Source organism: Amycolatopsis thermalba (assembly GCF_023376025.1).
Lineage (GTDB): Bacteria > Actinomycetota > Actinomycetes > Mycobacteriales > Pseudonocardiaceae > Amycolatopsis_E > Amycolatopsis_E thermalba.
The window spans coordinates 4,487,724-4,508,377 of sequence record NZ_CP091196.1; the positions used below are offsets into that span (position 1 = coordinate 4,487,724).

Below are 20,654 nucleotides of genomic sequence, written 5' to 3' on the forward strand. Positions count from 1 at the left end.
CCCTCGCGCGCGGGCGCCACGACGGACGCCCTCGACCGGCGGGCGCGGTGGTGGACGGTGATCAGGCGCCGCCGGTGAGGGTGAGCGTGCCGTAGGCCACCAGGGCGACCAGGACGGTCGACACCGCGCCCAGCGCCAGCCCGCGGCGGCCGGTGCGCAGCAGTGCCCCGATCCGCACGCCGCTGCCCAGCCCGAACAACGCGGCGGCGAACAGCAGGGTGGTCACCACGCTGGTGGCGGACAGCACCGGCGCGGGCACGACACCCGAGCTGCGCACGGCCATCGTCGCCAGGAAGCCGAGCACGAACAGCGGCACCAGCGGCGGCCGCTTGCCCGCCGTGGCGCCGTGGCGGCGCCGCCGCACGATGCTCACCCCGGCCACCATCGGCGCCAGCAGCACCACCCGGGTCAGCTTCACCACGACCGCGGTGGCGACCGCGGCCGCACCCGCCGGGGACGCCGCCGCGACTACCTGCGCGACCTCGTGCACGCTCAGCCCGGCCCATTCGCCGAACCGCTGCGGGCCCAGGCCGAGCGCCCGCCCGGCCAGCGGCACCAGCGCGATCGCGGCGCTGCCGTACAGCGTCACCAGCGTGACCGCGGTGGCCACCTCCTCGCGGTCGGACTCGGTCACGCTGTCCATCGCCGCGATCGCCGAGGCGCCGCAGATCGAGAACCCGGTCCCCACCAGCAGCGCCATCCCGCGCGACACCCCCACCAGCCGCCCGGCCAGGATCGTGCCGAAGAAGCTGACGAGCACGGTGACCACGACGGCGAGCACCGTGCCGGCACCGAGCCGGAACACCTCGCCGAGGCCGAGCTGGAACCCGAGCAGCACCACCCCCAGCCGCAGGAACTTCTTCGTCGCCCAGCGCAGGCCGTCCTGCGCGGCCGGAGGCACGAAGCTCGCGACGAGCACCCCGAGCACGACCGCGACGGTCAGGGCGCTGATCGCGGGCACCAGCTCGTTCAGTCCGAACGCGACCGCCGTGCCGGCGGCGGCCACCAACAGGCCCGGCGCGAGCCGCCGGGCGGTCGTCGATCGCGGTGCTCGTCCCCGCGCGGATTCTGCTTTGGTCACCCTCGAATCGTCACCGCACCGGCCGCTCCCCGGTACCCGTCAAGCGATGCGGACGTCATACCCTTACTGCATGACCCGTCTGCCCGATGTCGAATCCCTGCGGCTGCTGGTCCTCGTGGGGCACCACGGCAGCCTGACCGCCGCCGCGCAGACCGCCGGGATCAGCCAGCCCTCGGCGAGCAAACGGATCAGCACGCTGGAACGGCTGCTCGGCATCCAGCTGCTGGACCGGTCCCGCCGCGGGTCGGCGCTCACCTCGTCCGGGCTGCTGGTGAGCGGGTGGGCGCAGCGTGTTCTCGACGAGCTGGACGTGATGATGGACGGCGCCGAGGCGCTGCGGCGCGAACGCGGCGCGCAGCTGTCGCTGGCGGCGAGCCTCACGGTGGCCGAGTACCTGCTGCCGGGCTGGATCGGCGAGCTGCGGCGCGCCGTGCCCGATCTGCACGTGGGCATGCAGGTGCTGAATTCCAGCCGGGTGCACGAACTGGCCCGCCACGGCGACATCGATCTGGGTTTCGTGGAATCCCGGGCGGGCTGCCCGGGGTGCGGTCCCGGGTGGTGGCCCGCGACCGGCTCGTCCTGGTGGTGTCGCCGGATCACCCGTGGCGGCGGCGCCGCCGCCCGGTCGATCCGGCCGAGCTCGCGTCGACCGCGCTGATCAGCCGCGAAACCGGCTCGGGCACGCGGGAAACGGCGGAGCAGGCGTTGCGGGCCGCCGGGGCCGAACCGGTGGAACCGCTGCTCGAACTGGGTTCGGCGACGGCGGTGCGCAGCGCGGTGGCGGCCGGGGCGGGGCCGGCGCTGATCAGCGAGCTGATCGTGGCGCCGGACCTGGCGGGCGGGGCTCTGGTGGAGATCCCGACCGTGGGCATGGACCTCGGCCGGGCGCTGCGTGCGGTGTGGCGATCGGGCACCACGCCGGTCGGTGCGGCCGCCCGGCTGCTGGCGATCGCGTTGCGCCGGAACCGCCGGACGGTCCCGCCGCCGGGGAGGTGACCGGTCAGCGGTTCCCGAGCAGGGCGGGCAGCCGGGCCACGGAGTCCAGCACGTGCGTCGCGCCGTGGGCCGTCAGCGTGGCCGCGTCGTGGGCGCCGGTGAGCACCCCCGCGACCACCGAGGCGCCGGCGCGGCGGCCGCTCACCATGTCGTAGCCGGTGTCGCCCGCGACGGCCACCGCGCGCACGTCACTGACCCGCAGCCGCAGCGCCGCGGTGAGCACCAGGTCCGGGAACGGCCGGCCGCGGCCCGCGTCGTCCGGGCAGAGCGCCAGGTCCGCCAGGTCCGTCCACCCGAGACGGTCCAGCAGGGCGTCCCGCGTCCCGGCGGAGAACCCGGTGCTCAGGCACACCCGCCGGCCCTGCTCGCGCAACGCGCGGATCGCCTCCTCCGCCCCGGGGACCGGTTCGGCCACCGCGATCGCCTGCTCCGCGAACGTCTCCTCGAAGACGGCGTTCGCCTTGTCCGCGCGCTCGTCCGGGAACAGCGCCCGGAACACCACGATCTTCGACGTGCCCATGGTGTCGTGGATGTAGGACCGCGCGCGCCGCCACTGCTCGGACCCGGCGGGCACGTCCACCGCGGACAGCGCGGCCGCGAACGCCGCCTCCACGGCGCCGTCGTCGCGGACCGTGGTGCCGGCCATGTCCAGCACGATGAGCTCGACGCGGGGGTTCACCGGACCTCCTGGGTGTCGTGGGCGGTCACCGCGTGCACCGCGGCGATCAGGGCCATCGTCTCGATCTCGGCGGCACCGCAGCCGCGGGAGAGGTCGTGCAGCGGCGCCTTCACCGCGCCGACCGCGTCCACGACCGCCGCGTCGAACTGCAGCTCGCCGTCCACCTCGATCCCGGGCAGCCGGTCGCGGACGAGCTCGGTGGCGCGGCGCACCTTGTCCACCACCGCGCAGTCGGCGAAGGTGACCGCCCGGCCGTCGCGCAGCAGCATCAGGAACGCGCTGCTCAGGGTCCGCACCCCGGGCGTGACCGACGCCGCCGCACCGACCAGCACCGGCTCGATCCCGCCGCGGTCGCGCAGCCGGGCCGCCGCGTGCAGCGCCCGCTCGTCGGTGCCATCGGCCAGCGCGACCCGCAGGCCACGGCCCGCGACGCGTTCCCACCAGCTCCCGGCCATCCTCATCGTCGGACTCCTCGCGTGCGGCGGCAGTGCTCCCCGTGAGGATGACCAGCCGCGCCGGGCGCCGACAGAGCCAGAACCGCGGCCGATGAGGGGTCCAGTCTGGCACCGCCGACCGGCCCGGTTCTGGTACTTCTGCCCGGGCCAGTCCTCCCCCACGCTCGGATCGACGCACACGGCAGATGGGAGCGGACGATGAGGATCGGTGTGCCTCGCGAGGTGAAGAACCACGAGTACCGGGTGGCGGCGACGCCGGCCGGGGTGCACGAGTTCACCGCGGCCGGACACGAGGTGTTCGTGGAACGCGGCGCGGGCGAGGGCTCGTCCATCCGGGACGAGGACTACGCCGCGGCCGGGGCGAAGCTGCTCGACAGCGCCGACGACGTGTGGGGCACCGCCGAGATGGTGCTCAAGGTGAAGGAGCCGGTCGCCCAGGAGTACCACCGCCTGCGCGAGGACCAGCTGCTGTTCACCTACCTGCACCTCGCGGCGAGCCAGGAGTGCACCCGGGCCCTGCTCGACGCCGGCACCACCGCCGTGGCGTACGAGACGGTGCAGCTGCCCGGCGGGGCGCTGCCGCTGCTGTTCCCGATGAGCGAGGTCGCCGGCCGCCTCGCGCCGCTGGTCGGCGCGCAGACCCTGATGCGGGTCAACGGCGGCCGCGGCGTGCTGATCGGCGGCGTGTCCGGGGTGGCCCCGGCGCGCGTGGTGGTGCTGGGCGCGGGCGTGGCGGGCATGAACGCGGTCGCGGTGGCCGCCGGCGCGTGGGGCGACGTCGTGCTGTTCGACAAGAACGTGGACAAGCTGCGCGCCGCCGACCGGATGTACCAGGGGCGGATCCGCACCGCCGCGGCCAACGCCTACGCGATCGAGCAGGCGGTGCTGGAGGCCGACCTGGTGATCGGCGCGGTGCTGGTGCCCGGCGCGAAGGCGCCCAGCCTGGTGTCCAACGAGGTGGTGTCCCGGATGAAGCCGGGCAGCGTGCTGGTGGACATCTCGATCGACCAGGGCGGCTGCTTCGAGGACTCGCGGCCGACCACGCACGCCGAGCCGACCTTCCGGGTGCACGAGTCGGTGTTCTACTGCGTGGCCAACATGCCCGGCGCGGTGCCGCACACCTCCACGCACGCGCTGACGAACGTGACCCTGCCCTACGCCCTGGAGATCGCGAACAAGGGGCTGCGGGACGCGCTGCGGGACACGCCCGAGCTGCGCGGCGGGGTGAGCACCGTGTCCGGCGCGCTGACGTCGGAGCCGGTGGCCCGCGCGCACGGCCTGCCCGCGGTGGGCGTGGACGCGGCGCTGGCCTGAGGTGCCGATCCGCGCCGGCGCGGGGTGGGAAAACCGGCCACGGCGGGTTAGGTTTCTGCTCACCCCGCTCCGGTGCGGCCCCACCAGGAGATGCCCTTGCCACGCACGCTGATCGAGATCGACCGGTCCTCCGACGAACCGCTGTACCGCCAGGTGCGGCGGGCGATCGAGCACGGCATCGCCATCGGCACGTTCGACCCGGCGCGCCGGCTGCCCAGCTCCCGTGAGCTGGCCGTCGAGCTGGGCGTGTCGCGCAACACGATCAACCTCGCCTACCAGGAGCTGGTGGCCGAGGGGTACGTGGAAAGCCGCGAGCGCAGCGGCCTGTTCATCAACGGGGAGATGCGCCCGCACTGCGCGGTGCAGGAACGCGACACCGAGTCCCGCATCGACTGGCCGAGCCGGGTGCGCCGGTTCCCCGACGCCGGGGTCGCCCACATCGAGAAGCGCACCGACTGGGCGAGCTACCCGTACCCGTTCCTGGCCGGGCAGGTCGACGTGTCGGCGTTCCCGGCGCGGTCGTGGACGCGGTGCCTGCGTGACGCGCTGTACCGGCCGCACGTGTTCCACAGCCTGCAGGACAGCGTGGGGTCCGACGATCCGATGCTGGTCGACATGGTGTGCCGCCACCTGCTGACCACCCGGGGCATCGAGGCGAGCCACGAGGAGGTGCTCATCACCGTCGGCTCGCAGCAGGGCCTGGACCTGCTCGGCCGGGTGCTGCTCGGCCCGGAGCAGGTGGTGGCGATCGAAAACCCCGGCTACCTGGACGCGCGGCACATCTTCCTGCGCACCGGCGCCCGCGTGGCAGGTCTGGACGTGGACGCGAGCGGTCTGCGGCCGCCGGCGTCGCTGGACGGGGTGGACCTGCTCTACCTCACCCCGAGCCACCAGCATCCGACGAACGCGACGCTGAGCATCGGACGGCGGCGCCGGCTGCTCGCGCAGGCGGCGGCGTCCGGCACGGTGGTCGTCGAGGACGACTACGACAGCGAGTTCCGGTACCAGGGCAGCCCCACCCCCGCGCTCAAGGCGCTCGACGGCACCGGCGACGCGGTGTACCTGGGCACGTTCTCCAAGTTCCTCTCCCCCGGGCTGCGCCTGGGTTACCTGGTGGGGCCGCGGGAGCTGGTGCGCGCGCTGCGCGAGGCCCGGCGCTACGTGCTGCGCCACCCGCCCGGGCACCTGCAGCGCGCGCTGGCGCTGCTCATCGAAAGCGGCGAGTACCACCGGTCGCTGCGCCGCTACCGGGCCAAGCTCCTGCGCAAGTGGACGGCCACCTGTGAAGCGGTCACCGAGCACCTGCCGTGGCCGCAACCGCCGTACCCGCCGGGCGGGGTGAGCCTGTGGATGACCGGGCCGCCCGAACTGGACTGCCGGGTGCTGGTGGAGCGCGCGGAGCGGATGGGCGTGCTGATCGAGCCCGGCGACATCTTCTTCCTCGGCGACGACCAGCCCCGCAACCACTTCCGCATCGGGTTCTCGGCCACGCCGATCTCGGCGATCGACCCGGGGATCCGGCTGCTCGGCCGCCTGTGCACCGCGCTGCTGGACGGGTGAGCCCGGCGCATCTGGCACCACCCGTCCGTCGCGTTCTGGACCTGTTCGCGGACCCAGTCCCCGGGGCACTGTCAGGGGCAGGAGACGTGGACAAGGAGGTCCAGCAGTGGGCGACACCACCCCGGGGACAGCGGCCGCCGATCTCGTCGTGCTCGGCGGCACGGTCCTGACCCTCGATCGCGGCGGCACGCGGGCGAGCGCGCTCGCCGCCTCCGGCGGCCGGATCACCGCGATCGGGGACGACCGCGCGATCGCGGGGCTGGCCGGTCCCGGCACGACCGTGGTGGACCTGGCCGGGCGCGCGGTGATCCCGGGTTTCGTGGAATCGCACAACCATCCCGCGTTCTTCGGCATGACGCTGGCCGCGCCGGTCGACGCCGGCAGCCCGCCGAACGACTCGATCGGCGACGTGGTGGAGCGGGTCCGGCAGGCGGTGCGCGAGTTCGGGCCGGGCGAGTGGATCCGCGGGTTCCGCTACGACGACACGCTGCTCGCCGACGACCGCCACCCCACCCGCGCCGACCTCGACCCGGTGTCCCCGCGCAACCCGGTCCTGCTCACGCACGTGACCGGCCACTTCTGCGTGGTCAACTCCGCGGCGCTGCGGGCGGTCGGCATCGACGCGCGGACCCCGGACCCGCCCGGCGGGGTGATCGCCCGGGACGAGCGCGGCGAGCCGACCGGGCTGCTGATCGAGACGGCGGCGTTCCTGGTCAACTCGGCGATGCCGGCGCAGGGGCCCGACCACCTGGCCGAGGCGCTGCTGCTGGCCGACGCCGAGTACCTGCGGCACGGGGTCACCTCGGTGCACGACACCGGCATCGGGCTGATCGGCGGCGCGGGTGAGCTCGCGGCCTACCGGCGGCTCACCCGCGCCGGGCGGTTGCGCACCCGCGTGCACGGCTACCTGTTCCACACGCTGGTACCCGGGCTGGACGAGGGCGAGCCGGAGCCGCCGCAGGCCGGCGAATTCCCGCTGACCGGGGTGAAGATCGTGGCGGACGGCTCGATCCAGGGCCGCACCGGCTGCCTGGCCGAGGGGTACGCGTGCGACCCCGGCGAGCACGGCATGATGCTGCTCGAACCGGGTGAGCTGGCGCGCCGCATCGCCGCGCTGGACGCGGCCGGCTGGCAGGTGGCGGTGCACGGCAACGGGGACGCCGCGATCGACGCCATCATCGACGGGTACGCGCGGCTGGGCGCCCCGGCGGGCACCGGGCGGCGGCACCGCATCGAGCACTGCCAGACGGTCCGCGAGGACCAGCTGGACCGGATGGCCGCGCACGACGTGACCGCGTCGTTCTTCATCAAGCACGTCTACTACTGGGGCGACCGGCACCGGGACGTGTTCCTCGGCCCGCGGCGGGCGCGCCGGATCAGCCCGCTGGCCTCGGCGCGGTCCCGGGGAATCCACTTCGGACTGCACTCGGACACGCCGGTGACCCCGGTCCCGCCACTGGAGGGCATCTGGTGCGCGGTCACCCGCCGCACCAGCGGCGGGGAGCTGCTCGGCCCGGAGCAGGCCGTCGACGTGGACGCGGCCCTGCGCGGCTACACCGTCGACGCGGCGTACCTGGCCGGCGAGGAGAACGACAAGGGCAGCCTGGAGGTCGGCAAGCTGGCCGATCTGGCGGTGCTGTCGGCGGATCCGACGGCGGTGGACCCGGACCGGATCCGCTCGCTGACCGTCGACGCCACCGTCGTCGGCGGCCGTCTGGCCTGGCAGCGCGCCGACGCGCCGGTGACCACGGAAGGTGCGCGATGATCCGCAGCTGGCCCAGTGTCCTCATCGGACTGGGCATTCCCGCGCTGGCGATCCTGGTCGTCACCCCGCTGCTGTCCGGCACGGCGGTGTCGGTGGCCGGGATCCCGCTGCTGTTCTTCTGGATGTTCTGCTGCTTCCCGCTGACCACGCTGTGCCTGTGGGTCAGCTGGCGGTTCTTCGACCGCCACCACTACCCCGCCGACCGGCGCACCGCACAGGAGGACCGCTGATGCTGATCGCGATCGTGGCCGTGGTGATGGCGGCGTCGGTCCTGCTGGCGTTGTGGGCGGGCCGCGCGAGCCGCGGCGGCGGGATCTCCGAGTTCCTGGTGGGCGGGCGGTCGTTCCCGGCGTGGCTGGTGTACTTCCTGGCCGTCGGCGAGGTGTACAGCATCGGCACGATGATCGGGTTCCCGAGCGGGATCTACGCCCACGGCGCCAGCTACGGGATCTGGTTCCTCGGCTACATCCTGCTCGCCTACTCGCTGGGGTACTTCCTGGCGCCGCTGGTGTGGCGGGCGGCGCACCGGCACGACGCGATGACGGTGCCCGACGTGTTCGGCCGGCACTACGGCAACCGGGCGCTCGAGCTGATCACGTGCGTGACGATGCTGATCGCGCTGGTGCCGTGGGGGCAGTACCAGTTCATCGGGCTGCAGGTGGTGCTGAGCAACCTCGGGCTGCGGCTGAGCCCGGTGCAGTGCGTGCTGCTGGCCGGGGTGATCGCGTTCGTCTACATCGCGGTGTCCGGCATCCGGTCGCCGGCGTTCGTGTCGATCCTCAAGGACGTGTTCATGCTGCTCGGGGTCGTGGCGGTGGGGCTGGCCGCGGTGCTGGCGGCAGGCGGCACCGCCGAGGTGACCGGGCCGGCGGTGCTGGCACGGGCGCAGACCACGATGGGCGGTCCGGCGCTGCTGTTCGCGATGACCACGATCCTGTTCCAGAGCGTGGTGTTCTACCTCGGGTTCGGCGGGGCGTACGTGTTCCCGGCGCGGTCGGAGCGGGCGGTGAAGAGCTCGACGGTGTGGATGCCGCTGTACATGCTGATCTACCCGTTCCTGGTGTTCGCCGCGTACTACGGCCTCCAGCACCACCCGGGGCTGGCGAACCCGAACACGGTGTTCATGGTGACGGCCAAGGGGTTGCTGCCGGAACCGGTGCTCGGGCTGGTGGCCGCGGGTGCCGCGTTGTCCGGGGTGCTGGTGCTGTCGGCGACGGCGCTGACGATCGGCGGCATGGTGAGCCGGAACCTGGTGCCGAACGTGCGGCCGGCGGCGCAGCGCCGCTGGACGGTCGGGGTGGTGGCGGCGTTCCTGGTGCTGGCCGCGGTGCTCACGCTGACCGCGTCGACGCTGATGCTGACGGTGCTGAACCTGACCTACAACTTGCTGGCGCAGGTGGTGCCGGGGTGGCTGGCGGTGCTGTTCGCGCGCCGGGTCCGCGCGGCGGCCATCGCGACGGGCATGGTGGTGGGCGTGGCGGCGGCGGTCACGCTGTACGTCACGGACGCGACGCTCGGCGGGATCAACCCGGGGCTGGTGTCGATGGGCCTGAACCTGGCGATCGTCTTCGGGTGGCGCCTGATAGCCCCCGGCCCCCGGCGAGCGCCGGTCGCGCGGGAAGGCGGCCCCGCGGTGACGCCACGCGCGGTGGCGACCCAGCCTGCGCCCTGAGCCCCGGCGGGGTGCCGATCGCACCAGCGGCAGGCACCTCCGCGGGCGGCGCCTGCTCGCCTCCGGCTGCGATCAGCGCCGGTGGCGCGCAAGAACGACCCAGCGGTGACGCCACGCGCGGTGGCGGCCCAGCCCGCGCGCCGAGGCCGCCGGGGGTTGCCGCCCGGAAGCGTCAACGCGTCAGGAGTCCCAGGATTTCCCGGAACGGGCGGTATCCCGTGCACTCCGCCGGGTCCAGTGCGACGCTGCGCCGGTAGTACCGGCTCAGGTCGAGGCCCACGCCCACCCCGTACACCTCCACCTCACCAGCGCGCTCCAAGTCGCCCGCCACCTGGGTCAGGTGCTGGTCCAGGTAGTGCCGGTCGTTCGCCAGGGCGGTCGCGCCGTCCATCGGGCTGCCGTCGGACAGCACGAAGACCACGCGCCGCCGGGCGTCGCAGCCCCGGGCGCGCTCCGCGGCCCACGCCAAGGCCTCGCCGTCGATGCCTTCGCGGTACAGGTCCGCCTTCAGCAGCGCGGCGATGTCCCGCCGGGCGCGGCGCCACGGCGTCGCCGCGTCCTTGAACACCAGGTGGCGGCGCTCGTTGAGCCGGCCGGGCCGGGCGGGGCGGCCGGCGCGCAGCCAGTCCCGCCGGGCGCGGCCGCCGTGCCACGCCGCGGTGGTGAAGCCGAGCACCTCGCTCGACGCGCCGGCCAGGTCCAGCGCCCGGGCGAACACGTCGGCCAGCACGGCCACGGTTTCGCTGTGCGCCTTCATCGACCCCGAGCAGTCCACGAGGAAGGTGACCAGCACGTCGGCGACCGGTTCGGTGCGCTCCACCCGGAACAGGCGACGCTCGGTGGGCGAGGCGACCAGCCGCGCCAGCGCCCGCCCGTCGACGTACCCCTCCTCCTGGGCGCCGTCCCAGCCGTCGCGGGCCGGGGCGGCGAGCACCGCCGTCAGGTCGCGCGCGAGCCGGGCGGCGTTGACGCCCTGCCGGGCCACGCGGTGGTCCAGCCGGTCCCGCTGCTCCCGCAGCAACTCCGGCCGCACCAGCGCCGCGGCCCGCTGCTCGCGGTCGTAGGCGGTGGTGAACACCCGGTACGGCCCCGCTTCCCCGGCCCGGGCCGCGCCACCCGCCGGCGCCGGAAGCCCACCGTCCTCATCGGACTCGCCGTCGAAGTCCAGCAGCAGCGCGTACGGCGAGTCGTCCTCGTCGCGGTCCCGTTCCTCGCCCGGCGCGGGTTCGAGCCACCCCGCCACGGCGGCCGCCAGCGCGCGGGCGTGGCGGGCGAACGCCGCCTGGTCCGCCCGGTGCCGGCGCAGCCCGGCCAGGTGCGTGCCGATCACCGGGGCGAGCGCGGCGCGCGCCGGTTCGATCAGGTCCTCGGTCTCGGCCACCACCGGCTCGCCGGTGATCCGGGACCGGCACACCTGCGCGAGCGTGTACACGAGCAGGCCCCGCTCGGTCGCCGTCAGGCCGGCCCGGTGCGCGGCGCGGGACCACCGTTCGTGCCGGCGCCGCAGGTTGGTCACCACCCCGGGCAGGGCGGCCGGGACCAGGGATTCCACCCGGAACTGTTCGAGCAGGTCGAACAGCAGCCGCTCGGCGCCGCCCGCGGGCCGCAGCCGGGCGTGCACGCGGCGGTCCGTGACGGCCAGGTGCAGCGCCAGCCCGTCGGCGGCGCCGCGGAAGGACACCACGTCCTCCTCGCCGGGCCGCAGGTGCGGGGCCGGGGCCGGCACGGGGCGGGTGCCGCGGTGCAGCCGCCCGCCGCGGAAGTGCGCGTCCGGTTCGCCGCTGATCGCGCGGATCGCGGCCGCGGACAGCTCCTCGACCCGTCGCCGCCGCCGGGTCCCGGCCCCGGTCACGCCGTGGCCGCGAGCGGGGAGGAGTCGAGCTCGCGGTCGAAGCAGCGCTGGAAGTACTCGGTGACCACCGGGCGTTCGGCCTCGTCGCACTTGTTCAGGAACGTCAGCCGGAACGCCAGCGCCGGATCGCCGAAGATCTCGCAGTTCTCCGCCCAGGTGATGACCGTGCGCGGCGACATCAGCGCGGACAGGTCACCGGCCCGGAACCCCTCGCGGGTCAGCCCGGCCACCGCGACCATCGCCGCGACCAGCCGCCGGCCGCGCTCACCGGCCAGGCCGGGCACGCGCGCGTGCACGATCGCGGCCTCCTCCGCGGGCGGCAGGTAGTCCAGCGCGGCCACGATGTTCCACCGGTCGATCTGGGCGTGGTTGAGCCGCTGCACGCCGTGGTAGAGCCCGTTGAGGTTGCCCAGGCCGACGGTGTTGGCCGTGGCGAACAACCGGAACCCGGGGTGCGGCCGCAGCACGGTGTTGGCGTCGGTGAGGGTGAACCGGCCCTCGCGTTCGAGCAGGCGCTGGATGACGAACATGACGTCGGGGCGGCCCGCGTCGTACTCGTCGAGGATCAGCGCGATCGGCCGGCGCAGTGACCACGGCAGCACGCCCTCGCGGAACTCGGTGACCTGCTTGCCCTCCCGCAGCACCACGGCGTCCCGGCCCACCAGGTCGAGCCTGCTGACGTGGCCGTCCAGGTTCACCCGCAGGCACGGCCAGTTCAGCCGTGCCGCGACCTGTTCGATGTGGGTGGACTTGCCGGTGCCGTGCAGGCCCTGCACGAGCACGCGCCGGTTGTGCGCGAACCCGGCGAGCAGGGCGAGGGTCACGTCCGGGTTGAACCGGTAGGCCGGGTCCGGCTCGGGCACGTGCTCGCCGGGTTCGGCGAAGCCGGGCACCACCAGGTCGGTGTCGAGTCCGAACACCTCCCGCACCGCGATGCGGGCGTCCGGGCCGTTGCTGGTCATCCGGGGGACCTCCGTCAGGACGGGATGGCGTCGGCGGCGCCGGCCGAACCCTCGGCCTCGACCTCGCGGATCGCCTCGGCGGCGCGCTGCAGGGCGGGCAGCGCCTGCAGCGCCTTGTCCGCGGTGAGCCGCATGACCGGGGCCTGCACCGCGACCGCCAGGTTGGAGCGGCCGGTGCGGCTGGGCACCAGCACGGCCACGCACACCAGCCCGGGCAGGAACTCCTCGTCGTCGAGGGCGAACCCGTCGCGGCGGATGCGGGCGAACTCCTCCTCCAGCGTGCCGAGGTCGGTGATGGTCTTGGGCGTGTACCGCTTGAGCGGGGCGTGCGCGAGCAGCTTGCGGCGCTGGCCGGGGCTCATCTGGGCGAGGATGATCTTCCCGCTGGCCGAGCAGTGGATCGGCACCCGCGACCCGGGCCGCAGGTAGAACCGCAGCGGCTCGGGGGTCTCGACGCGGTCGAGGTAGACGATCTCGCTGCCGGACAGGGCGGTGATGTTGCAGCTCTCCCCCAGCTCGTCGACCAGGTGCTTGAGCACCGCGTGCCGGGCGCCGTGGTGGGTGGCGTTGAGCAGCAGGTTCTCCGCGAGCCGGCGCAGCCGGACGCCGGTGCCGTAGTGCCGCCCGTCGGCCTGGCGGACCAGCAGCCCGGCGCCCTCCAGCTGCTGCAGCATGCGGTGCAGGGTCGGTTTGGGCATCCCGGTCTCCTCGACCAGGCCCTGCAGCGTGACCAGCTGGTCCTTCGCGGCGATCAGCTCGAGCAGCGAGAACAGCCGCATCGTGGGGGTGTCCCCGTTCACGCCGGCGGCGTCCGCTTCGCGCACGAGCTCGACGGCCCGGTCCTTCGACTGCACCATGTTCCGAAAACTAGCACATCTCGTCTCGTTTTTCACCGAACCCTGTTGACCCTCTCCCGCGCGAGCCTTATCGTCCATCCTGTTCAGGTTTCAGGAACGTGACGTTCCGGAAGTTCGGATTTCCACTGCTCGAAGGAGTGCAGCATGGCGGAGCGGAAGACGGGCGACGGGCGCACCGTCGTCAGCGGCCCGGCGAAGATGACCCCGTCGGAGGCCTTCGTCGAAACCCTGGTGGCCAACGGGGTCACCGACATCTTCGGCATCATGGGCTCGGCGTTCATGGACGCGATGGACATCTTCGCGCCGGCCGGCATCCGGCTGATCCCCGTCGTGCACGAGCAGGGCGCCGCGCACATGGCCGACGGCTATTCCCGGGTCAGCGGGCGGCACGGCGTGGTCATCGGCCAGAACGGCCCGGGCATCAGCAACTGCGTCACCGCGATCGCGGCGGCCTACTGGGCGCACAGCCCGGTGGTCATGATCACGCCGGAGGCCGGGACCATGGGCATGGGGCTGGGCGGCTTCCAGGAGGCCAACCAGCTGCCGATGTTCCAGGAGTTCACCAAGTACCAGGCGCACGTCAACAACCCGCGCCGGATGGCCGAGCTGACCGGCCGCGCCTTCGACCGCGCGATGTCGGAGATCGGCCCGACGCAGCTGAACATCCCGCGCGACTTCTTCTACGGCGAGATCGAGGCGGAGATCCCCGAGCCGCAGCGCGTCGAGCGCGGGCCGGGCGGGCAGCGGTCCCTGGACGAGGCCGCCGAGCTGCTGGCGAACGCCGAGTTCCCGGTGATCCTCTCCGGCGGCGGCGTGGTGATGGCCGACGCCGTGGAGGAGTGCCGGGCGCTGGCCGAGCGGCTGGGCGCGCCGGTGGTCAACAGCTACCTGCACAACGACTCGTTCCCGGCGAGCCACCCGCTGTGGTGCGGCCCGCTGGGCTACCAGGGCTCCAAGGCGGCCATGAAGCTGATCTCGCGCGCCGACGTGGTGGTCGCGCTCGGGTCGCGGCTCGGCCCGTTCGGGACGCTGCCGCAGCACGGCATGGACTACTGGCCGAAGAACGCCAAGATCATCCAGATCGACGCCGACCACCGGATGCTCGGGCTGGTCAAGAAGATCAGCGTCGGGATCTGCGGCGACGCCAAGGCCGCCGCGGTCGCGCTGACCCAGCGGCTGGCCGGCCGGGACCTGGCCTGCGACCACACCCGCGCGCAGCGGGCGGAGACGATCCGGTCCGAAAAGGACGCCTGGGAGACCGAGCTGTCCGAGTGGACCCACGAGCGCGACCCGTTCAGCCTGGACATGATCGCCGAGCAGGCGCAGGAGGACGGCAACTGGCTGCACCCGCGGCAGGTCCTGCGGGAGCTGGAGAAGGCGATGCCGCCGCACGTCATGGTCTCCACCGACATCGGCAACATCAACTCGGTGGCCAACAGCTACCTCCGGTTCGAGGAGCCGCGCAGCTTCCTCGCCCCGATGAGCTTCGGCAACTGCGGCTACGCGCTGCCCACCGTGATCGGCGCCAAGGCGGCCGCGCCGCACCGCCCGGCGATCGCCTACGCCGGCGACGGCGCGTGGGGCATGAGCATGGGCGAGATCATGACCGCGGTGCGCCACGACATCCCGGTCACCGCCGTGGTGTTCCACAACCGGCAGTGGGGCGCGGAGAAGAAGAACCAGGTCGACTTCTACAACCGGCGGTTCGTCGCCGGCGAGCTGGACAACGAGAGCTTCGCCGGGATCGCCCGCGCGATGGGCGCCGACGGGGTGGTCGTGGACCAGCTGGACCAGGTCGGGCCTGCGCTGCGGCAGGCGGTCGACGCGCAGATGAACGACGGCCGCACCACGGTCCTGGAGATCATGTGCACCCGCGAGCTGGGCGACCCGTTCCGCCGGGACGCGCTGTCCAAGCCGGTCCGGTTCCTGGAGAAGTACCAGGACTACGTCTGATCGACCGGACTGCCCAAAGCCGGCCGGGCGCGTGCCCGGCCGGCTTTTCGCGCGTCCAGGGCCCATCTGGACCCAGTGATCGCGCGCTCTCTGGCTCTGGGCCGGGGCCAGAGTTGTTGCGATCGTCGGAGGAGTCCCGTACTCGCACACACAGGAGGTCGCCAGGTGAACGTCACGGAGCTGCGAGCCACCGCTCGCCGACACCTCGGGCCGCACTTCACGCGCAAGGACACCTGGGCCGCCGACTTCCCGGTGTTCGTGCGCGGCGAGGGCAGCTACCTGATCGACACCGAGGGCCGGCGCCACCTCGACGGCCTGGCCGGGCTGTTCTGCGTGAACATGGGCCACGGCCGCGAGGACATCGCCCGCGCCGCCGCCGAGCAGGCCGGCACTCTCGCCTACGCCAGCAACTGGGGTTCGGCCCACCCGCCGTCGATCGCGGCCGCCGAGCTGATCGCCCAGCTCGCCCCGGGTGACCTGGGCACCACGTTCTTCGTCAACTCCGGGTCGGAGGCGGTGGAGACCGCGCTGAAGTTCGCCCGCCAGTACCACCGCAGCCAGGGCGCCCCGGAGCGGACGAAGATCATCAGCCGGGAGATGGCCTACCACGGCACCACGCTGGGCGCGCTGTCGGTCACCGGGCTGCCGAAGATCAAGGAGCCGTTCGGCCCGCTGCTGCCCGGCATCCGGCACGTGCCCAACACCCTCGGCTTCACCGGGGACTGCGGCCCGGCCGACCAGCTGGCCTGCGTGCGGGCCATCGAGGAGGTCATCCTGGAGGAGGGCCCGGAGACGATCGCGGCGGTGTTCGCCGAGCCGGTGCAGAACGGGCGCGGCGCGCTGGTCCCGCCGGAGGGCTACTGGCCGGCGCTGCGCGCGCTGTGCGACAAGTACGGCATCCTGCTGGTCTCCGACGAGGTGATCTGCTCGTTCGGGCGGCTCGGCCATTTCTTCGGCCACGGCCTGACCGGCGTGGTGCCGGACCTGATCACCTTCGCCAAGGGCTCCACCTCCGGCTACGCGCCGCTGGGCGGGGTCGTCGTGCGGGAGTCGCTGGTGGCGCAGCTGTACGACTCGCCGCTGGGCGGGGTGTTCACGCACGGCGCGACGTGGGGCGGGCACCCGGTCGCCACCGCGGTCGCGGTCGCCAACATCACCGCGATGCGCGACGAGAAGGTGCCCGAGCACGTGCTGGCCGAGGGGCCACGGCTGTTCGCCGCGCTGCGGTCGCTCCAGGACGCCCATCGCTGCGTCAAGGACGTGCGCGGCACCGGGTTCTTCTACGCCCTCGAGCTGATGGCCGACCGGGACGGCGGCCGGGAGTTCACCGAGGAGGAGTCGCGGACGGTGCTGCGGCAGGTGCTGCCCGAGGCGTTCCGGCGCACCGGCGTGATCCTGCGCGGCGACGACCGCGGCGCGACGATGCTGATGATCGCGCCGCCGCTGGTCGCCGACCAGGCCGTGCTGTCGGACCTGCTGCACGGCGTCGACGGCATGCTGACCGACGTGGAGAAGGCCGTCCAGCCCTGACGTCACGGGCGCCGCGTGGGCGCCGGGCACCCGGACCTGCCGGGCACCCGGCGCCCGTCGTGCTGCCCGGGGAATGTCCGCACTGGACCCAGAGCATGCCGCGCATCTGGCACTCGCGCAGGGGCCGGTCCGGTTCCTACGGTGACGGGAACCACACAGCAGTTCTCGGCGAGATCGCGGTGGTGCCGGCGCAGGGACGCGCAGTCCCTCCGGCGTCGCCGGAAGGAGGAGACGTGGGTTCTGCACCGGAGACGGCCGCCTCGAGCGGGCTCAAACCGGGTCTCAAACAACGCCACATGAACCTGATCGCCCTGGGCGGGGTCATCGGCGCCGGCCTGTTCGTCGGCAGCGGCGTGGTGATCCAGTCGGCCGGGCCGGCGGCCGTGGTCTCGTTCCTGATCGCGGGCCTGATCACCGTGCTGATCATGCGGATGCTGGCCGAGATGACCGTGGCGCGGCCCGCGCTCGGCTCGTTCTACGTCTACGCCCGCGAGGCGATGGGCAACCGCGCCGGGTTCGCGGTGGGCTGGATGTACTGGTACTTCTTCGTGATCGTGGTCGCCGTGGAGGCGGTGGCCGGCGGGCGGATCATGCAGCTGTGGCTGCCCGGCGTGCCGCTGTGGGTGCTCAGCCTCGGGCTGCTCCTGCTGCTCACCGCGACGAACCTGGTGTCGGCACGCTCCTACGGCGAGTTCGAGTACTGGTTCTCCTCGATCAAGGTCATCGCGATCGTGGTCTTCCTCGTGCTCGGCGCCCTCTACCTGCTCGGGTTCTGGCCCGGTTCGCACGGCGGGGTCGGCAACCTCGTCTCGCACGGCGGGTTCGCGCCACTCGGGATCGGGGCGGTGCTGGCGGCGGTGGTGCCGTGCGTCGGGTTCTACACCGGCGCGGAGATCGTCACCATCGCGGCGGCCGAGTCCACCGAGCCGCGGCGGGCCATCGCCAAGGCGATGCGGTCGATCGTGTTCCGCGTGGTGGCCTTCTACGTCGGGTCGGTGTTCGTGGTGGTCGCCGTCAAGGCGTGGAACGCGCCGGACACCGCGGTCAGCCCCTACGCGGCGGTGCTGGACGTGCTCGGCATCCCCGCGGTGTCCACGATCATGAACGCGATCGTGCTGACCGCGGTGCTGTCCTGCCTGAACTCGGCGCTGTACACCTCGTCGCGGATGCTGTTCGCGCTGACCCGCAACGGGGACGCGCCCAAGGCGTTCACCAAGCTGTCCCGCAGCGGGGTGCCCCGCCGGGCCATCATCGCCGGCACCGCCGTCGGGTACGTGTCGGTCATCGCCGCCTACACCTCGCCGGATCTGATCTTCCAGTTCCTGGTGAACTCCTACGGCGCGGTCGCGTTGTTCGTGTACCTGTCGATCGCGCTGGCGCAGGTGCGGCTGCGCAAACGCCTGCAGAACACCGATCCGGGGGCGCTGAGCCTGAAGATGTGGCTGTTCCCGTGGCTGAGCTACGCGACGATCGCGTTGATGGTGGCGGTCATCCTGGCGATGGCGTTCCTGCCGTCCACCCGGTCGCAGTTCTGGCTGAGCGCGGTCACGCTCGTGCTGATCCTCGCCGCCTACCAGGTCCGCAAACGCCGGCCGGCCGCACCCGCGCCGGTCGCGCAGGCGAGCGTGTCCGAGGGGACGGTGGGACGGTGAAGCTGCTGGAACCCTCCGAAGTGGACGACGGGGCACGCACCGAGGCGAGCCGGGTGCTCGGCGGCCTGCCGTCGTGCGTGGCGGTGGTGACCGCCACCGCGGCGACCGGGCCGGTGGGGTCGGCCGGCCACCCGGTCACCGCGGTGTCCGCGGATCCGCCGCTGGTGGCGTTCTTCGCACCGGCGCGTGCGGCGACGGTCGCGGCGGCACGCGAGTCCGGCCGGTTCGCGGTGAACGTGCTCGCCGCCGACCAGGGCGCCGTCTACGACCGGTTCACGCGCGCGGCCGCGTTCGACCCGGTCCACTGGGAGCCGGGGGCGCCACCCCGGCTCCGGCGGGCGCTGGCGGTCCTGACGTGCGACCTGGAGGCGGTGACCCCCGCCGGCGGGCGGGTCCTGGTCCTCGGCCGGGTACGCCACGTCGCCGGCCGGCGCGCCGACCCGCTGATCGCCAGCCGCGGCGCACTGCACGGTCTCGCCCACACGGCACCGGACCACCCGCACTACCGCACGGTGCCCTGAGCAGGCGCGGGGGGAGCCGTCCCGGTACGGCTCCCCCATCTGGCACCACCGGATACCCCGGTTCTGGCCCTACCGCTGTGTCCAGAAATGCACCAGGGTGATGGGCGTTCCCGTGCCCTGGAGGTCCGATGACCGCGCCCACCTTCTGGCAGCTGCCGGTGGCGGCGATGGCGTTCGCCGTCGGCGCGCTGGTGCTGGGCGGGGTGATCCGCGGCTATGCCGGCTTCGGCGCGTCCACGGTGTGGGTGGGCTGTCTCTGCCTGGTGCTGCCGCCGTCGGCCGTGGTGCCCAGCACGCTGCTGCTGGAGGTCGCCTCCAGTGCGGCTCTCGCGCCGCGCGTGTGGCCGGACGCGCACCGGCCGTCGCTGCGGTGGCTGCTCGCCGGGACGCTGGCCGGGTTGCCCGCCGGCATCTGGGCGCTGGCCGCGCTGCCGGTGCACGCGACGCGGCTCGCGGTGGGGCTGGTGGTGGGCGTCTCGGCGCTCGCGCTCGCCGTCACCCGCCGCACGCGGCCGCTCGGCGGGCCGGCCCGCACCGGTGGCGCGGGTGTCCTGTTCGGCCTGCTCAACGGGGCGTGCGGGGTGGGCGGGCCGCCGGTGGTCCTGATGTACCTGGCCTCGCCGCTGCCGATCGCCGTCAGCCGGGCCAGCCTGGTGGTGTTCTTCCTCGCCGCCGATCTGCTGACCGTCGCCGCGGCGGGCGCGGGCGGTCTGCTCGGCTGGGCCGTGCTCGCGCAGACCGCGCTGTTCCTGCCGATCGCGCTCACCGGGGTCGCCCTCGGTGGGTGGGCCTATCGTCGGGCGGCCGGGGACGTGCGGCAGATCGTGCTCGGCATTCTCGCCGTGGTGTCGCTCGGCCTGGTGGCCCAGGCGGTGGTCGCGTGACGCTGGTGCTCGCCGCGCTGGCCGTCGCCTTCGCGGGCCTGATCGGCGGGCTGACCGGGTTCGGCGCGTCCCTGGTGGGCACGCCGTTGCTGCTGCTGACCGGGTTGCCGCTGCCGCAGGTGGTGCTGATCAACCTGATCGTCACGATGACCACCCGGTTCGCCGTGCTGCACCGCGAACGGCGGCACGTGGTGTGGCGGCGGGTGGCGGTGCTGGGGGCGGCGAGCCTGCCGGGCGCGGCCGCCGGGGCGCTGACGCTGCACTGGCTGCCGCCGCACGGGTTGCGCATCCTGGCCGGGGCCGTGGTGATCCTGTCCGGGCTGCGGCTCCTGCTGCGCCCCGCGGACCGGGTGCACGAGGCGACCCCACGCAGGCAGGCGGTCGCCGGGCTGCTCGGCGGCTACCTGTCCACCACCACCTCCCTCAACGGCGCGCCGCCGGCCGTCCTGCTCGCCGCGGCGAAGGTGCCGCCGCGGACGTTCGTGGCCGATCTGGCCGGCTACTTCGTGGTCACCAACGCGTTGTCGCTGCTGCTGCTGGCCGCGGCCGGGCAGGTCAGCGCCGAGGGTCTGTGGCCGCAGCTGCTGGTGCTGCTCGCCGCGGGGGCGGTGGGCAACGCGATCGGCGGACGGCTCGTCGGCAGGGTGCCGCGGAAGCTGTTCGAGCGGGCGGTCGTCGGGCTGATCGTGGTGTCCGGAGTGGTCACCGTGGTGGGCGCCTGACCCGGGACGGCTGGACAGGTGCACCCGGGGGCCCACCGTCCACATCCGACGGCTCGTGCCCGCGCCCAGGCCCAACCCGATGGCCGGGACACCTAGTGGCGCTGCTGGCGGTGGGCGGCGGCGCGCAGGGCCGCCGCCGCGAGCAGGAACGCCGCGATGATCGCGAGGGTGAACAGCAGTTCTGCCATGTCTCGGTTCC

At 73.6% G+C, this 20,654-nt stretch carries 17 protein-coding genes and 1 pseudogene; 12 read left to right on the forward strand and 6 right to left on the reverse strand.

Translation table 11 applies throughout. The features are described 5' to 3' along the window. Positions 1 to 61 precede the first annotated feature (61 nt). Positions 62 to 1,081 carry a YeiH family protein gene (locus L1857_RS21710; protein WP_429727774.1) on the reverse strand — a complete coding sequence of 340 codons (1,020 nt, stop codon included), beginning with the start codon at positions 1,079 to 1,081 and terminating at the stop codon, positions 62 to 64. A 70-nt stretch (positions 1,082 to 1,151) separates the two neighbouring features. Here L1857_RS21710 and L1857_RS21715 point away from each other — a divergent pair. Continuing rightward, positions 1,152 to 2,077 (forward strand): annotated as a pseudogene (locus tag L1857_RS21715) (LysR family transcriptional regulator). A gap of 4 nt (positions 2,078 to 2,081) precedes the next feature. Here L1857_RS21715 and L1857_RS21720 read toward each other — a convergent pair. Together L1857_RS21720 and L1857_RS21725 are read right to left on the reverse strand one after the other, a co-directional pair. Then, positions 2,082 to 2,756, reverse strand: a complete 675-nt coding sequence (locus L1857_RS21720; protein ID WP_094002677.1) for a phosphonatase-like hydrolase — start codon at positions 2,754 to 2,756, stop codon at positions 2,082 to 2,084. Then, positions 2,753 to 3,217 (reverse strand): phosphate acyltransferase, encoded by a 465-nt coding sequence (locus L1857_RS21725; RefSeq protein WP_249466105.1) that lies wholly within the window; start codon positions 3,215 to 3,217, stop codon positions 2,753 to 2,755. Before L1857_RS21725 ends, L1857_RS21720 begins: the two co-directional genes overlap by 4 nt. A 192-nt stretch (positions 3,218 to 3,409) precedes the next feature. Here L1857_RS21725 and ald point away from each other — a divergent pair, with 192 nt between their 5' ends. From ald to L1857_RS21750, 5 genes are all read left to right on the forward strand, one after another. Then, complete coding sequence (gene ald, locus L1857_RS21730) at positions 3,410 to 4,525, forward strand: alanine dehydrogenase (protein WP_249466107.1); 1,116 nt, start codon at positions 3,410 to 3,412, stop codon at positions 4,523 to 4,525. A gap of 90 nt (positions 4,526 to 4,615) precedes the next feature. Beyond that, entirely contained in the window at positions 4,616 to 6,085 is a 1,470-nt protein-coding gene (pdxR, locus tag L1857_RS21735; RefSeq protein ID WP_198958077.1) for a MocR-like pyridoxine biosynthesis transcription factor PdxR, read from the forward strand. Positions 6,086 to 6,191: 106 nt separating this feature from the next. Then, positions 6,192 to 7,850: an amidohydrolase gene (locus L1857_RS21740; protein WP_249466110.1), complete on the forward strand. Its 1,659-nt coding sequence runs from the start codon at positions 6,192 to 6,194 to the stop codon at positions 7,848 to 7,850. After that, the gene (locus tag L1857_RS21745) at positions 7,847 to 8,080 is read left to right on the forward strand and encodes a DUF3311 domain-containing protein (RefSeq protein ID WP_094002672.1); all 234 of its coding nucleotides are present in this window, start codon (positions 7,847 to 7,849) and stop codon (positions 8,078 to 8,080) included. The genes L1857_RS21740 and L1857_RS21745 overlap by 4 nt, the downstream gene beginning before the upstream one ends. Continuing rightward, a complete protein-coding gene (locus tag L1857_RS21750) occupies positions 8,080 to 9,522 on the forward strand; it encodes a sodium:solute symporter family protein (protein WP_116109727.1) in 1,443 nt (480 codons plus the stop codon). Before L1857_RS21745 ends, L1857_RS21750 begins: the two co-directional genes overlap by 1 nt. A gap of 172 nt (positions 9,523 to 9,694) precedes the next feature. Here L1857_RS21750 and L1857_RS21755 read toward each other — a convergent pair whose 3' ends face one another. The 3 genes from L1857_RS21755 to L1857_RS21765 are packed head-to-tail and all read right to left on the reverse strand — an operon-like array spanning position 9,695 to position 13,193. Then, positions 9,695 to 11,374 carry a cobaltochelatase CobT-related protein gene (locus L1857_RS21755; protein WP_249466116.1) on the reverse strand — a complete coding sequence of 560 codons (1,680 nt, stop codon included), beginning with the start codon at positions 11,372 to 11,374 and terminating at the stop codon, positions 9,695 to 9,697. After that, positions 11,371 to 12,336 carry an AAA family ATPase gene (locus L1857_RS21760; protein ID WP_249466120.1) on the reverse strand — a complete coding sequence of 322 codons (966 nt, stop codon included), beginning with the start codon at positions 12,334 to 12,336 and terminating at the stop codon, positions 11,371 to 11,373. Before L1857_RS21760 ends, L1857_RS21755 begins: the two co-directional genes overlap by 4 nt. 14 nt (positions 12,337 to 12,350) lie before the next feature. Then, the gene (locus L1857_RS21765; RefSeq protein ID WP_094002668.1) at positions 12,351 to 13,193 is read right to left on the reverse strand and encodes an IclR family transcriptional regulator; all 843 of its coding nucleotides are present in this window, start codon (positions 13,191 to 13,193) and stop codon (positions 12,351 to 12,353) included. A 144-nt stretch (positions 13,194 to 13,337) separates the two neighbouring features. Between L1857_RS21765 and xsc the strand changes: the two genes are divergently transcribed. The 6 genes from xsc (at position 13,338) to L1857_RS21795 (ending at position 20,455) form a co-directional block, all read left to right on the forward strand. Further along, positions 13,338 to 15,146, forward strand: coding sequence for a sulfoacetaldehyde acetyltransferase (gene xsc / locus L1857_RS21770; protein ID WP_249466127.1), 1,809 nt, complete (start codon positions 13,338 to 13,340; stop codon positions 15,144 to 15,146). Between the two features lie 165 nt (positions 15,147 to 15,311). After that, a complete protein-coding gene (locus L1857_RS21775; RefSeq protein WP_094002666.1) occupies positions 15,312 to 16,676 on the forward strand; it encodes an aspartate aminotransferase family protein in 1,365 nt (454 codons plus the stop codon). Positions 16,677 to 16,972: 296 nt separating this feature from the next. Continuing rightward, a complete protein-coding gene (locus L1857_RS21780) occupies positions 16,973 to 18,328 on the forward strand; it encodes an amino acid permease (protein WP_116109731.1) in 1,356 nt (451 codons plus the stop codon). Continuing rightward, positions 18,325 to 18,849, forward strand: a complete 525-nt coding sequence (locus L1857_RS21785) for a flavin reductase family protein (RefSeq protein ID WP_094002664.1) — start codon at positions 18,325 to 18,327, stop codon at positions 18,847 to 18,849. The genes L1857_RS21780 and L1857_RS21785 overlap by 4 nt, the downstream gene beginning before the upstream one ends. A gap of 128 nt (positions 18,850 to 18,977) precedes the next feature. Continuing rightward, positions 18,978 to 19,733, forward strand: coding sequence for a sulfite exporter TauE/SafE family protein (locus tag L1857_RS21790; RefSeq protein WP_249466134.1), 756 nt, complete (start codon positions 18,978 to 18,980; stop codon positions 19,731 to 19,733). Next, a complete protein-coding gene (locus tag L1857_RS21795) occupies positions 19,730 to 20,455 on the forward strand; it encodes a sulfite exporter TauE/SafE family protein (protein WP_249466138.1) in 726 nt (241 codons plus the stop codon). Before L1857_RS21790 ends, L1857_RS21795 begins: the two co-directional genes overlap by 4 nt. Positions 20,456 to 20,654 lie beyond the last annotated feature (199 nt).